Source organism: ANME-2 cluster archaeon, assembly GCA_019429385.1.
GTDB lineage: Archaea > Halobacteriota > Methanosarcinia > Methanosarcinales > Methanocomedenaceae > Methanocomedens_B.
Genome location: JAHYIS010000001.1, coordinates 44,833 through 57,686 on the forward strand (window position 1 = coordinate 44,833; position 12,854 = coordinate 57,686).

Sequence of the window (12,854 nt, forward strand, 5' to 3'; positions counted from 1 at the left end):
CAATGTATGACAACCATTGTATTACATCTAATCTTACTTCATATGATTTAAATATATTATGGATAACAATTAAAGTCCGATGAAAATACTGCTCCCCATAGACGGGTCTGAATATTCTAAAAGGGCTGCACAGGTAGCTTTGAGAATAGCTAAACTGCACTCAGGCCAGATTTTTCTTTTACATGTAATAGCTCCCTCTGGCCAGGAAAGGAAAAAGTGGATGGAGGAAGGAGCTCAAAAACTGCTTCAGGTCTACAAGGAATCAATGATTAACGAGGGTCTGGATGAAGCCTGTATCACCACCCTTATTGAGAATGGAGACCCTGCAGACCAGATAATCGACACCGCGAATCTAAGGGGTGTGAACAGGATAATCATGGGCACACATGGCAAGACCGGACTGAAGAAGCTGGCAGGCAGTGTTACCGAAAAAGTGCTTCGTAATTCAAAGGTGCTGGTACTGGGAGTACCGCCCAACTATGAGATATGAAGGACAATGTTAGATAAATGGAGTTCGTTACTATGACCGGACCGTATCTGGCTGGTGTGGATATTGGCGGCACAAAAATAACCGTAAGTCTGGCAAATGCCGGGGGGATCCCAGTCAAGGTCTACCAGCATACCAGGCTCGAAGGCACCCATACGGTAATACCTGAGCAAGTTGATTTTCTGTTAGGATATGCCTGCGAACAATCAGGAGTTCAGCCGGATACTATCATGGCTGTGGGTGTTAGTTCCTGCGGTCCTTTTGTGAAAGAAACGGGCCAGGTGCAATTGGTGGCGCCCAACCTGTGTGGCGGGCTTGTAAAAGGCAAAGGCATCATTTCCAATAACTGGACCCGGATACCACTGGAAGCTGTATTATCACGCCGGTGGAGCACTTTGAAGATAGAGAATGATGCTGTGGCTGCAGTAGTGGCCGAAAGGCTGTTCGGTGCAGGCAGGGGCGAAGATGACCTGGTATATATCACCTGGAGCACGGGAATTGGTAGTGGCGCCTATAGTGACGGCAGGTTGATACATGGTAAGAACGGCAATGCTCCTCATATCGGGCACATATACCTGGCAGAGGGCGGTCCCCGGTGTGGTTGCGGTAATTTCGGGGACATGGAATCCCTGGTGTCCGGGGTGGCCATTGCCCGGGATCTTGGTGGGGGTGGGACCGCAGAGGACGTGTTCAATGCTTGCCGGAGTGGGGACCGGAAGGCCAATGAGATCATCAGCAGGGCCGTGAGGAACTTTGCCAGGGGCCTGGCCTCCCTGAATGCCATACTGGATACAAAGGTTATTGTTATCGGGGGTAGCGTGTTCATGAACAACATTGATATCCTGCTACCTGCCATCAGGGACGAGTTCTACCGGTCGTTCCCTGTGCTCTCAGAAGAGGTGGATATAAGGCCATCCGCACTTGGCTCCTACCTGGGGGATATGGCTGCGTTAAGCCTTGTCATGCCTGGTGACTGGATACGGGAATGGCAGGATAAGAGACTGTGGGAACATGCACCTCCGGTGATCATGCTGGACAGGTAGCTGCAGGGTACACTACCTTATCTTTTAATTGAATCGACTATCTCTTTTTTGAGTCCCGGATACCGTGCCAGGTACTCAACACGTTCTTTGTTCAGTGTGTCAGCCATCGCTTTGATCTCCCCGGCAGTATAGTAGGTTTCCGGACTGAAACGCTCCAGGTCCACACCTTCTATTTCCCGTGCTACCATGGTACCGAAAAGAGGTTCATCTGCCCATTCTATAGTACCGCGGACGATGTTGCGGATAATGGACGCCATCTCGGGTATCTCTATCCGGTTGACCCTCTGTTTGATGACCTTGCGGCCGTTATCATCCACTTCTACAATCTCACCCGAGCCACCGGTATTGAGAAGGTAGCACTGCACGCTATTCCTGTTGTTCCTGAGAAAATCATAGAACCAGTTGCCTTCGTCCTCTTCATTACCGACAATGAACGGATTGGTCCCGACGACGCGCACGGATTCGCCCGCCCGGGTAGGGTCTCCTGCAGAGGTCTCGATGGATTCGCCAAGCATGAAATATGCAGCCGCCTGTTCGGTTGTCAATCTGGATGCCATTGGTACTATGGTATTCCGGCGGGTGATGAAAGCAATGATCATGCCATCGATTTTGCTCAGTGGCGGGAGGTTAATTGAATCAGTGATGTTCTCCTCACCCAGGTCGGTACGCTGTATCACACCGCGTCCGTTACCGGTCAGGGTATCATCCAGGAACCCTACCTTACCGGTATAATCCACCATCACATTCTCGAACACTGCTTCACGTCCTTTGACTGCCCGGTATATCAGCGGCTGATGCTCTGGATAAATATCGGTCTTGAGGTAGAAACCCTTTTCAGTACCCAGGGCAGACCCGTCCTTTTTAAGCAATACAATATCATCCTGGACTATCTCGACACCTTCCCCCTCGCCCAGCAGGCCATGGTCGTGGCATGAATGCGTGGTCTTGCCAGTCCCTGACAGACCGAAGAACAGCATGCTGTACTGTTTAAGACTGCCCTCAGGCGTCCTGGCCCGCACCATCTTGGCGCCTGCATGGATGCCAAGCATATCATGAGCTTTGGCAAACCACATGGCCATTCGTAAAAATCCCTTCTTTGCCTCACCCAGGTAATCCGAACCCAGTACGAATGTGACCCCGACCTCAGGGAAAACGAGTATCTGCCTATCCTTCTCCTGCCATTCAGATACATAAACAAGGTTCAATTTCGGGCTGATGGCTGTCTTTGGGATGGTATTGGCATCGAACAACAGTTTGGTCCACATATAGGCAAGCCTGATAGAATCCTTCCTGTAGGTCGAGACATACATGGTACATTCGGGACTGTATTCATTATTGTCGCACATCTTGCGTTTTGTGCACACAATAGGTGCTCTTTGAAGATACGATGATAATGTATCCAGAGTGTTGGAAAGGTTATCCAGTATCTTTTGCTGCGCATTCTTTCCTGTCCGCAGTTGCACTTCCGGACTACCTATATGGACAGTCACCCCGGCACTCCTGCCTTTGACCGATGTCGAAAAATTGAAATTGCCAAATTCAGTTATGTTCCCTACTTTTTCGGCCAGGTTCTGCAATTCCTGGTCTGTGGGGAAGACCACATTCGCCTGGCTTTGAAGTCCGGTAATGATCCTTGTTACTTCTCCAAGTACTTCCATTCATGTATTCCTTGAACGCGTACTATTTTATTGTGTCGGTTTTCAATCATTCCATTGTATCGGTTGAATTACTCATTAAAGGGTAACCAGGATATTCTTACTGAATAAAATATCATTCCAAAAAATAGATTAAAATAATAACCCAATAGAAGAAACGTGCCAAAAAAGTACCACTCACGAATAAACCGCGAGTGGTAAATTTTCTGGCACAAAAGAGATGCTTTAAGCTAACATCATTTCCTTGGCCTTATCATGAGATACATAAACAACAACGAGACCAATATCGTCAGTGCAGACACCGCTTCCATAACTTCGCCAAAGTTGCTAAGCGGAGTATAGAGGGGATTGGATGATTCAATAAAAATCCTTCTTATTGCTCCCAGCAACTTCCAGAACAAAAAGGGAAGCAGACCGATTGTCAGGCCCCACAGTCCTTTTGCTGTTGGGCCTTTCTTTACTATTTTTACATTAGTATGTATCAATATTCCAATAATAATTAATAATAGAATTGCTGAAATCGAATCTTCAGCCACCCTGAGATTATTTATGGATGTTGTTAAGAATTCTGTAGCAAGTGCCATGTTAATCACTCTCTCCGAACATTCTTTTCAATACAGATTGGTAGTTCAGGAATCCTAAAAATAAGATGATTATTCCTATAATGCCAAGGGAATATCGTGCAACCTGCAACCCATAACTGTCAGAAAGTTCCGGGAAAAAGGTCTTGAAAATGACTCTTAGACCTATCAGGAACAATCCCCCCGCTATAAGTTCCCATGCTTTGGTACCTGTATCTTCACTGAAACTTAATTTTTGTACATATGAAGCAAAATATATTGCAAACATTATACAAGCAAACCATGATATCGCCTGAATGCCAGGAGACATTAAAATTTCAACTATTTCGGACTTATTTCACACCTTCATATCATTTAGAAACAAACTTGAAGATTTCCCGCCCGCCATCATGTTGAGCCTTTTTGATAGTATACTGACGCAATTATCTATTACGTCCTGTGGAAGAGTATCAGAATCATTAAAACTGGATAATTGATGTTTTTCCATTACGTTGACAGTTGCTTTGGCGTTAATACCTGTCAAATATTTGGTAAGGTTTTTTTTGCATTTAGATACGAATGAAGATTTCGACTCCATGACATCCCCTCAGTAATATATATATTATTGAATATAAAATTATTATATCTAGCTACATATAGCGGCAACAATCCCGCAACATTCAAAAAATAATTCCATCCAGCATGCTATGACAAAAGTTGAAGAGCTACTGATAAAATAAAAATAACGTATAGTGCCACATAAGAACAGATAATATCTTATCCCGGCACGTTACTTAATGATCTGGTTGTTTTAATCCCAAATTCTGTCAGGAAATATATCTGGAAATTTCCTTCGCGTTTTGAGCCAACCAGCTCCGCATCTTTGAGCAGCTTGAGGTGATAGGAAAGGGCAGGATATTTGTAGTCGGTAATCTCGACAAGCACGCACACGCACAGGTCGCATATTTCCAGCGCTTTGAGAATTCTGAGCCTGACAGGGTCTGCAAGCACTTTGAACAGGGATGCTGCTCTCGTGACATCCTCATGCATTGCTTTTTTTACGCTGGCGTCCATTTCAGATGAAAGTTCGTAAGGAATAATACACCCCTTTTTTTCCGGACCATTGGTCGTAACAGTTCCAGCCATTTACTCAATCATCTCTTGTATAGGGATTCAGTTTGAAGGGTAAATAACCTTGCAATCAAAAGATGGATTTCAATCATTTTCCAGCAATTCCTTTACCTTCACGGAAAGATTACTTATTTGCATAAATAGCGGACCCAGAATCGATTTTTCATTGGTAAGAACCATAAGCAGGGCTTTTTGACCTGCACTTACAATGATAATATTGTTACGTTCACATTCAATTACCACGCGGTATGCACTATCTTTATTGATCTGACTTGTCAAAATATCGGCAGCATTTTGCAATGCAGAACTCATGGCTGCCAGTGTGTCAGGATTGGCTTTTTGCGGGACCGATGAAGCAATATTGATACCGCTGCGGCTTGTAACAACGACTGCTTCTATGCCTTTCATGGTATTAAAACCGATAAGCAGTTCCCTCAATTTGGTAATAGTGCTGTTGCCATATCTCCAACCAAATAGTATCCATTTATGGGTATCAATGATACATTCAAGTAATTATGAGTGTTTTTAGTAATGCATTCTCACTGGGAATGTATATAATTCTGACCTTTTAATTATTAACATAATAACTACATCTATCAATATAATTATAAGTTTTGCATATTACATATCATTGATGCAGGTAATATAGGTGAATGGACACATTCCATGAGGGGATGAATTACATTGGCAAAAGATTCAATAGGCATAATTTATGGAAAAACAGGGACACATGATTTCAGGTTCGCTGTGCCCAATAGCAGCGAGGTAAAACGTACGGATTACGTAAAAGTCTGGCATGAGAACGAAGGCTGGACACTTTCCCAGGTCATATCAATGACCCGCAGCAGTGACGATTTCAAACTGGACGAGGCCGTTGATGCTGCTGGTGGTGGAAAGATGGAGAGCCCCAACAGCAACCTGGTCGCTGAAGCCGCAGTAATAGGCAGCAGGGGCGATGATGGATTGCTCAGGTCGCCCAGAACCCCATTTATTCCGGGAGATAAAGTATTCGCTGCGGACCATCAACTGATACGTTCGACCCTGGGACTGTCCCATGGTGATGTATATATGGGCCTGCTTGAAGGACACGACATCAAAGTCACCCTTGATATGAACAGTCTCATCCAGAAGCATTGCAGCATCCTTGCCAAGACGGGCAGCGGGAAATCATACACTGCGGCTGTTATCCTTGAAGAGATACTGGAACAGGATGTACCGCTTCTTATCATTGACCCTCACGGGGAATACAGTTCGCTCAAAGAACCGGGGGCCGGAAGCCAGGAAGGTTTGTACACTAAATTCGGCGTATCGCCCAGAGGGTATGCCTCAAAGATAACGGTGTACACGCCTGCCAACAAAGTGCTGAATCCTGACGCGGATGATGTTTTTCGGCTGGACGGCATGAACCTGTCTCCCCAGAACCTGATACAGATACTCCCTGATGAAAAATCCAGTAACATGCAGGGTATCCTGTTCGAGGCTATTAGCAAGATACGGGCCGAGATGGAGCATTACAGCCTTGATGATATCATATTCGAAGTGGGGAATAGCAAGAGTAAACTGAAATGGAACGTCATTGCATCCCTGGAATCGATCCGGGATGTGAACATACTGTCTGATAAACCCACCACCCTGGATGAACTGTTCAGCCGGGGCAGGGCTGCTATCATAGACATGAAAGGTGTAGCTCCCCAGTTACAGTCCATGATCGTTGCAAAGCTGTGTGGTGACCTGTTCGAAGCAAGGAAGATGGGGATTGTGCCGCCCGGTATGCTGGTGGTTGAGGAAGCCCATAATTTCTGTCCCGAGCGAGGATTTGACAAGACCCAGAGTACTGAGATATTGCGTACCATTGCTTCCGAGGGGCGCAAGTTCGGGCTGGGTATGATGGTTATCAGCCAGCGTCCGGCCCGGGTTGACAAGAACGTGCTGAGCCAGTGCAATACCCAGATAATCATGAAGATGACCAATCCCAATGACCTGAAGGCTATCAGCAAGGGGCTGGAAGGTGTGAGCAGCGAGGTGGAAGAGGAATTAAAGAGGCTACCGCCCGGTGTTGCTATGCTGGTATCCAATGACATTGAGCAGCCGATATTGGTGGATATCAGGGTGCGCAAGAGCAGGCATGGCGGCGAGTCGGTAAATATCGCAAAACCTACAGGCCAGCGAAAGACGGTACCAAAAGAAGTAAAATTACCTGCTGAAAGTCGGGCACCACCTGCGCAACCGCCACGCAAGGAATCGCCTCCAAAGCCTCAGGGTGGGGGTTTGTTCAAAAAGGTCTTCGGGTCAAATAAATGAATTAATATTATCAGGGTTTCGGGGCGCTACTTTGCGCGATACCGTGAGGCTGACTCTTTGAGCCCCTCGATACCAGGCAATTTCTCACCGGCCAGGAAATCCAGACATGCCCCTCCACCGGTACTTACGTGGTCAATTCTGGCTTCTATACCCAGCTTGTACAGGGCGGCTGCAATGTGACCTCCGCCAATGACACTGAAACCTGATTTTGTAGCAGCTTCAATAAGTTCCATGGTACCCAGGGAGAATATCTCATTCTCGAACACACCGGCAGGCCCGTTCATGATCACGGTCTGGGCATTTTGTATTTCCTTTGAGAACGACACAATGGTCTCCAGTCCTATATCATGGATAGGCAGGTTTGAGTTATGGTTCGTGTTCAAAAGTTCAATGGATTCTTCCACCCGTCCCCCATCCTTGTTCAGGGCAACATCTATGGGCAGCCCTATATGATTATTGAACCTGTCCAGCAGTTGTTTTGCCTCTGGTATGAGGTCTGCATATCCCTGTGACCTGATGAATTCCATGTTGGGTTTGCCTATGTCGACTCCTTTTGCAGCCAGGAAGATGTTCGCCACCACACCTGTTAGCAGTACCCTGTCAGCTTTTTTATTTGCCAGTACGTGCTCGGTCACTTTGAGCGAGTCGTCTACTTTGGCCCCGCCCAGCACATACACACAAGGACGGGTGTTGTCTTCACACCCCCGGCTCAGAGAAGTAATTTCTTTTTCCATCAGCCTGCCTGCTATGCTGGTGAGTAGGGGGGTGAATCCCATGATGGACAGGTGCGAGCGGTGGGATACCGCAAAGGCATCGTTCATATAGAAGTCCATTAATGGGGACAAACGCTGTACCATGACTGACCTGGCATGTTCCTGGGCAGAGCGTATCATGCTTTCTTCTGAAAAGAACCTGACATTTTCCAGCATAAGGACGTCGCCGTCCTTGAGTTTCTTTATCTCTGAGACGGCACGGGAGCCGAAGATATCGTCAATGTACTTCACTTTCCTGCCGAGTAGTTTGGATAATTGCTTTGCATGGGGCTCCATGGTGGTAAAATCCTGTTTGCCGGGCCGGCTCTGATGGCTCATGAGGACCAGGCGCGAATCTTCCAGTTCATTCAGCGTGGTCAGTGAACTCCTGAACCGCTTGTCGTCAAGGATACCCTGGTCAGGGGTCATGGGTGAGTTCAGGTCAAGCCTGCATAGAATCGTTTTACCTGATAAGTTAAAATCGTCAATGGTAAGATAGTCTCTGGTTGACAAGTGTATGTACCTCGGTCCTATTTTCCTAAAATATCTGCTCTGAATTATGGTGTGGGGGTAATTTAACCTTTTTGTAATGGTTGGTTTTGTGTTATGGTAAAAAGATTGAACTCATTTAAATCATCTTACCTCCCAACATTTTCAGGGAAAAATATATCAATGCATAAGTGTTTACACAATTTATACGTTGAAGTTGGTTCATTAAACGTATGAAGGGGGAAATCGTATGGTTACTACCTGAGGTTTAACCAGGGTATTTAATTCTACACAGAAAAGAATAGAATTAAATGATTCTACAAAAATAATTCTATTCAGTGATATTCATCGTGGAGTAGGGGATTGGTCAGATGATTTTGCAAATAATAAGTTACTTTTTTCTCATACCTTGAACCATTATTTTCATAGAGATTACTCCTATGTAGAAATTGGGGATGGTGATGAACTCTGGGAGAATAACTATTTCAGTGACATCAAGACAGAATATTATGATATGTTCGGATTAATGGTTCAATTTGCCAAAAAAGACAGGCTGACTTTGATCTGGGGTAATCATAATAGTTACTGGAATAACGATGAAAATGTTCAAAAAGAGCTCGAAGAACTTGTTGGAATAACGAAGGTATATGAAGGAATTACAATAGGGGATAAAATATTCGTAGTCCATGGCCATCAAGTAGAGTTCTTATTTGAACATTGGCTGGGAAGAAATGTCTCACGGTTCATATTGAAACATATCTGGAAATTGCTGCAAAATGTGTTCGGGTATAATGACCCCACCAGTCCTGCTAAGAATTTCGGAACTCGAAATAAAGTAGAGGATAAAATTTTCAATTAGGCTAAAGAACATCATTTGCTTGTTATTGCCGGTCATACACATCGGCCAATGTTCAACTCTCTATCTAAAGAGGGCAGGATACATAAAAAAGAAGAAAAGCCTTATTATTTTAATGACGGAAGTTGTGTTCATCCTCGATGCATAACCGGAATTGAGATTGAGGGTAATTGTATCCGATTGGTCAAATGGTTTAACAATGTGGGTGAAGAGGATGTGAGGGTATTTGTGGATAGAAAAATACTGGAACAGGGAGAACTTAATAAAATTATGGAGCACCTTTGACAATACGATGTCTCGATCTGACAAAATGGTAATTTATCTCACTTTCCGCAGGTATCTACAGAAAATCAATAATTTCTTGTGATAACGGTTCTGAAAATTCCCACCTAAAATTGACCCACTTTTCCCATTGAAAATTGACCCACCCTATTTACTAAAAATCTTCCCATTTAATAGCAGGAGGATTTTGGGGTGATCTGAATGGAAGATTAGATAATAATAAGGAATCTTAAGAAGCGAAATCCCAAAATGGGAGCAGGGTGCTTATGGAACAGGCATGAGTTCGTTCGGGCGGGCGGTCTATGCTGTGGCTGAGGGGGCTGGGGGAGTGAAGAAAGCTGTGGCCGAATTTTTGGGTTCAACTATCGGAGGGCAGGTTTTTGATATTGAGGCGAGGAATAGGGGGGGCGGAAATAGTTGTTAAATAGGGTGAAATGTCATCCGCATTCCACCCGTTAACTAAGATAAAGATTGTCCCTCTTTGTCAACGACCTCTTTTTGGAAAAACGGGGCATAAAGTGGTTACATAGGATTGGATTGAAATAGTTATTTTCAAAAATTGTAATCAAAAGAAAGGGCACACATTAATGAGACAATTTTCAAATTATGCTATGCCATTCATCTCGCGTGATCTTAGCATCTTTAATAATCTTTCTAATCATCCCTTTGCTAATTTCTTCACCTGGATGAACAGTAACAATGGTGGTCCGTCCATCAGGATGACGTAAAAACAGATGGCTTCCCTTTTGTCTTATCTGTTGGAACCCTATCTTCTCAAGAGCCTTGATGACTTTACTGGCAGGAAGAGGTTTGATTTTATCCATCTTTATACAACTACTTCGACCTTCTGGATGCCTACGAATTCTAATGGCACTTCATCAACGAGGTCTGATTCAACTTCGAGATAAAGCTCAATAGCTTCTTTCATTCTTTCTTTTAATTCGTCAAGAGTTTTTGCCTGTGTATGGCACCCTTCAAGCTCTGGAACGGATGCAACATATATGCCATCTTCATCCTGTTCAATGACTATTGTGAATTGTTTGATCATATCTTTTTACACTTTCCAGATTTATTATTATATTAGTTTGTTATCAACATTAAGAACCTATCGATAAAAACAATAAATCATGAATTACCTTTCTGGCATTTTTTTATCCGATTGGTGTTATTGTGCTAAACTTTCCGACTCTTTCCAAAGCTAGAACCCCTTCGCTACCGAACTCCGCACAGCACATCACGATGCTGCACTTCCCGTCCTCTTCGTCCAGGGGCAGACACAGACGGCGGGATTTTAACCCGCAGTGGGACATACTTTCTTTTCTCCAATGTCCTGGTTGTTCATCATTCTCTTTTACGCTTCAAGGCACGCCAGTCAACGACCCCGAATCGTAAATCCGACAGGCGTCAGATTGGATGCTCGTGTTTTGTTTTTTGATTGCGATGAACCGCATCCAGGAAGTGAGATTCAAGGAGCGGGGAGTGGGCCTGCAGTCTGATGAGATCAGGTGCTGTATGGATAGTATGAGAGAGCAGGGTGCCTATGGAGCAGGCATTGAGTTCGTTCGGGCCGACGGTCTATGCTGTGGCTGAGGGGGCCGGGAGAGTGAAGAACGCTGTGGCCGAATTTGGGGATTCGACTATTGGATGGCAGGTTTTTGGTAGTGGCAGGAGGATTGAGAGGAGTCACTATACCCCGTACTTGAAGGATCCGGGGCTTGTTAACGTTTTTTGGCATATGAACGTTTCTATTTATCCTTAACTGAACAGTCTTGAGTTGAAATATATTTCTCAACTACCTCCCATCCCTGCCAAACAGACCCGTGATAACACCCTGGTGACCACAGATGATCTTCACACCATTCTTTGAGATGTGGAACGTTCTGTCTCAATATTCTGCTCGAACGTCCTTTGATCTTCTTTGCAATAAAACGTACGGAATATTTTGGTGGGTATTGAATAAATAAATGGACATGATCAATATTCACGGAAATATCTATGATCTTGATATCCATTTCTTTACACGGTTTTCTGATTATAGCTTCTGTCACCAGGCCAACTTCTCCAACAAGGATCTTCCCCCGATATTTCGGGGTAATTACCATGTGGTCGGTGAGTAACGAAACAGTATGTCTGTCAAGTCTCAATTCTTTTTTCATGGTTTGGCATTTTATAGTAAGCAATAGTAAATAATCGGCGAGAGCTCAGTGAAAGTATTATGTGATGTTTAAATGAATTACAGATACACCCGGAATAACTCGTTTGAAAGTCGGAATATCTATCCGGGTACATCCATGCACCCTGATGTGCAGGTGGAAAGGTAGATGAACAACACCATTAAAACCTTTATATCCTTCCATAACATATAATCCCCAGAAAAGTAAGGAGCACCCGCAATCATGAACATCAGCCGCGAGCAGATATTGATAGAAGCCCTCCCGTATATCAGGGAGTTCCACGACTCCATCATGGTCATCAAGGTAGGAGGCCATGCCATGGTGGACCCCGGGCTCATGGAGGACATTGTGCAGGACGTGGTACTCCTGCGCTATGTGGGCATCCACCCCATCATTGTCCACGGCGGCGGACCCGAGATAACCCAGAAAATGGAAGCGATGGGCAAGAAAAGCGAGTTCGTGGCAGGACTGCGTATCACCGATGACGAGACCATGGAAATAGCCCGCATGGTACTGGTGGGTAACATCAACACCCGCATCGTGTCTGCCATCGGCACCTTTGGCGGTAAAGGGCTGGGGCTATCAGGCAAGGACGGCCGGCTCATTGTTGCCAGAAAGAAAGCCCTCCAGCACGTCACCGTGGAAGGCAGGGAACATGACGTTGACCTGGGCTGGGTGGGTGATGTGGAAATTATAAATCCGGAGATACTCTTAATAGCGGCGGGCAAGGGTTATATTCCGGTCATTGCTCCTATTGCAGTTGATGAGAAGGGCAACAGCCTGAACATCAATGCTGATACCGTTGCCGGTGACATAGCCGCAGCCATGCGGGCCAAGAAACTCATACTCATGACCGATGTACCGGGTGTACTGGAGGATCCTGCCAACAAATCCACCCGCATCTCCCGTATACAGTTGGAAAATATCGAGGACATGATAGCGGATGGCACCATTGCGGGGGGAATGATCCCAAAGGTACGTTCAGCAGCGAGCGCAGTGGAAAAAGGTGTGGAAAAAGTACATATCATTGACGGTAGCAAGTCCCATAGTATACTGCTCGAACTGTTCACGGACCAGGGTATAGGGACCATGATATTCCATTAAAAATGTATCCTGTTTTACCA

17 protein-coding genes are annotated in these 12,854 nt (G+C 45.1%); 8 read left to right on the forward strand and 9 right to left on the reverse strand.

All coding sequences use genetic code 11. The features are described 5' to 3' along the window. Positions 1-79 precede the first annotated feature (79 nt). The gene (locus K0A89_00255; protein MBW6516924.1) at positions 80-490 is read left to right on the forward strand and encodes a universal stress protein; all 411 of its coding nucleotides are present in this window, start codon (positions 80-82) and stop codon (positions 488-490) included. Between the two features lie 32 nt (positions 491-522). Further along, the gene (locus K0A89_00260; protein MBW6516925.1) at positions 523-1,530 is read left to right on the forward strand and encodes an ROK family protein; all 1,008 of its coding nucleotides are present in this window, start codon (positions 523-525) and stop codon (positions 1,528-1,530) included. A gap of 17 nt (positions 1,531-1,547) precedes the next feature. On the opposite strand, the gene K0A89_00265 is transcribed toward K0A89_00260, so the two are convergent. From K0A89_00265 to K0A89_00285, 5 genes are all read right to left on the reverse strand, one after another. Further along, complete coding sequence (locus K0A89_00265; GenBank protein ID MBW6516926.1) at positions 1,548-3,188, reverse strand: phosphoenolpyruvate carboxykinase; 1,641 nt, start codon at positions 3,186-3,188, stop codon at positions 1,548-1,550. A gap of 233 nt (positions 3,189-3,421) precedes the next feature. Next, positions 3,422-3,769: a hypothetical protein gene (locus K0A89_00270; GenBank protein MBW6516927.1), complete on the reverse strand. Its 348-nt coding sequence runs from the start codon at positions 3,767-3,769 to the stop codon at positions 3,422-3,424. 1 nt (position 3,770) lies between these two features. After that, entirely contained in the window at positions 3,771-4,034 is a 264-nt protein-coding gene (locus K0A89_00275) for a hypothetical protein (GenBank protein ID MBW6516928.1), read from the reverse strand. Positions 4,035-4,522: 488 nt separating this feature from the next. After that, a complete protein-coding gene (locus K0A89_00280) occupies positions 4,523-4,891 on the reverse strand; it encodes a metalloregulator ArsR/SmtB family transcription factor (protein ID MBW6516929.1) in 369 nt (122 codons plus the stop codon). Positions 4,892-4,960: 69 nt separating this feature from the next. Further along, positions 4,961-5,284, reverse strand: coding sequence for a roadblock/LC7 domain-containing protein (locus K0A89_00285; protein MBW6516930.1), 324 nt, complete (start codon positions 5,282-5,284; stop codon positions 4,961-4,963). Between the two features lie 276 nt (positions 5,285-5,560). Between K0A89_00285 and K0A89_00290 the strand changes: the two genes are divergently transcribed. Further along, complete coding sequence (locus K0A89_00290) at positions 5,561-7,177, forward strand: ATP-binding protein (protein MBW6516931.1); 1,617 nt, start codon at positions 5,561-5,563, stop codon at positions 7,175-7,177. Between the two features lie 26 nt (positions 7,178-7,203). Here the strand turns inward: K0A89_00290 and pgk are convergent, their stop codons facing one another. After that, positions 7,204-8,442 (reverse strand): phosphoglycerate kinase, encoded by a 1,239-nt coding sequence (gene pgk / locus K0A89_00295; protein ID MBW6516932.1) that lies wholly within the window; start codon positions 8,440-8,442, stop codon positions 7,204-7,206. A gap of 385 nt (positions 8,443-8,827) precedes the next feature. On the opposite strand from pgk, the gene K0A89_00300 reads away from it, so the two are divergent. From K0A89_00300 to K0A89_00310, 3 genes are all read left to right on the forward strand, one after another. Then, complete coding sequence (locus tag K0A89_00300) at positions 8,828-9,277, forward strand: hypothetical protein (GenBank protein MBW6516933.1); 450 nt, start codon at positions 8,828-8,830, stop codon at positions 9,275-9,277. 15 nt (positions 9,278-9,292) lie between these two features. Then, a complete protein-coding gene (locus K0A89_00305; GenBank protein ID MBW6516934.1) occupies positions 9,293-9,559 on the forward strand; it encodes a hypothetical protein in 267 nt (88 codons plus the stop codon). Between the two features lie 274 nt (positions 9,560-9,833). Next, positions 9,834-9,980, forward strand: a complete 147-nt coding sequence (locus K0A89_00310) for a hypothetical protein (GenBank protein ID MBW6516935.1) — start codon at positions 9,834-9,836, stop codon at positions 9,978-9,980. A gap of 175 nt (positions 9,981-10,155) precedes the next feature. Here the strand turns inward: K0A89_00310 and K0A89_00315 are convergent, their stop codons facing one another. Next, on the reverse strand, positions 10,156-10,380 hold the full coding sequence (locus tag K0A89_00315; protein MBW6516936.1) for a type II toxin-antitoxin system HicA family toxin: 225 nt from the start codon (positions 10,378-10,380) through the stop codon (positions 10,156-10,158). Between the two features lie 2 nt (positions 10,381-10,382). After that, the gene (locus tag K0A89_00320) at positions 10,383-10,601 is read right to left on the reverse strand and encodes a type II toxin-antitoxin system HicB family antitoxin (protein MBW6516937.1); all 219 of its coding nucleotides are present in this window, start codon (positions 10,599-10,601) and stop codon (positions 10,383-10,385) included. Between the two features lie 386 nt (positions 10,602-10,987). Here K0A89_00320 and K0A89_00325 point away from each other — a divergent pair, with 386 nt between their 5' ends. Next, positions 10,988-11,146 (forward strand): hypothetical protein, encoded by a 159-nt coding sequence (locus K0A89_00325; protein ID MBW6516938.1) that lies wholly within the window; start codon positions 10,988-10,990, stop codon positions 11,144-11,146. Between the two features lie 155 nt (positions 11,147-11,301). Here the strand turns inward: K0A89_00325 and tnpA are convergent, their stop codons facing one another. Beyond that, on the reverse strand, positions 11,302-11,712 hold the full coding sequence (tnpA, locus tag K0A89_00330; GenBank protein MBW6516939.1) for an IS200/IS605 family transposase: 411 nt from the start codon (positions 11,710-11,712) through the stop codon (positions 11,302-11,304). 240 nt (positions 11,713-11,952) lie between these two features. Here tnpA and argB point away from each other — a divergent pair, with 240 nt between their 5' ends. Beyond that, complete coding sequence (gene argB / locus K0A89_00335; protein ID MBW6516940.1) at positions 11,953-12,834, forward strand: acetylglutamate kinase; 882 nt, start codon at positions 11,953-11,955, stop codon at positions 12,832-12,834. Positions 12,835-12,854 lie beyond the last annotated feature (20 nt).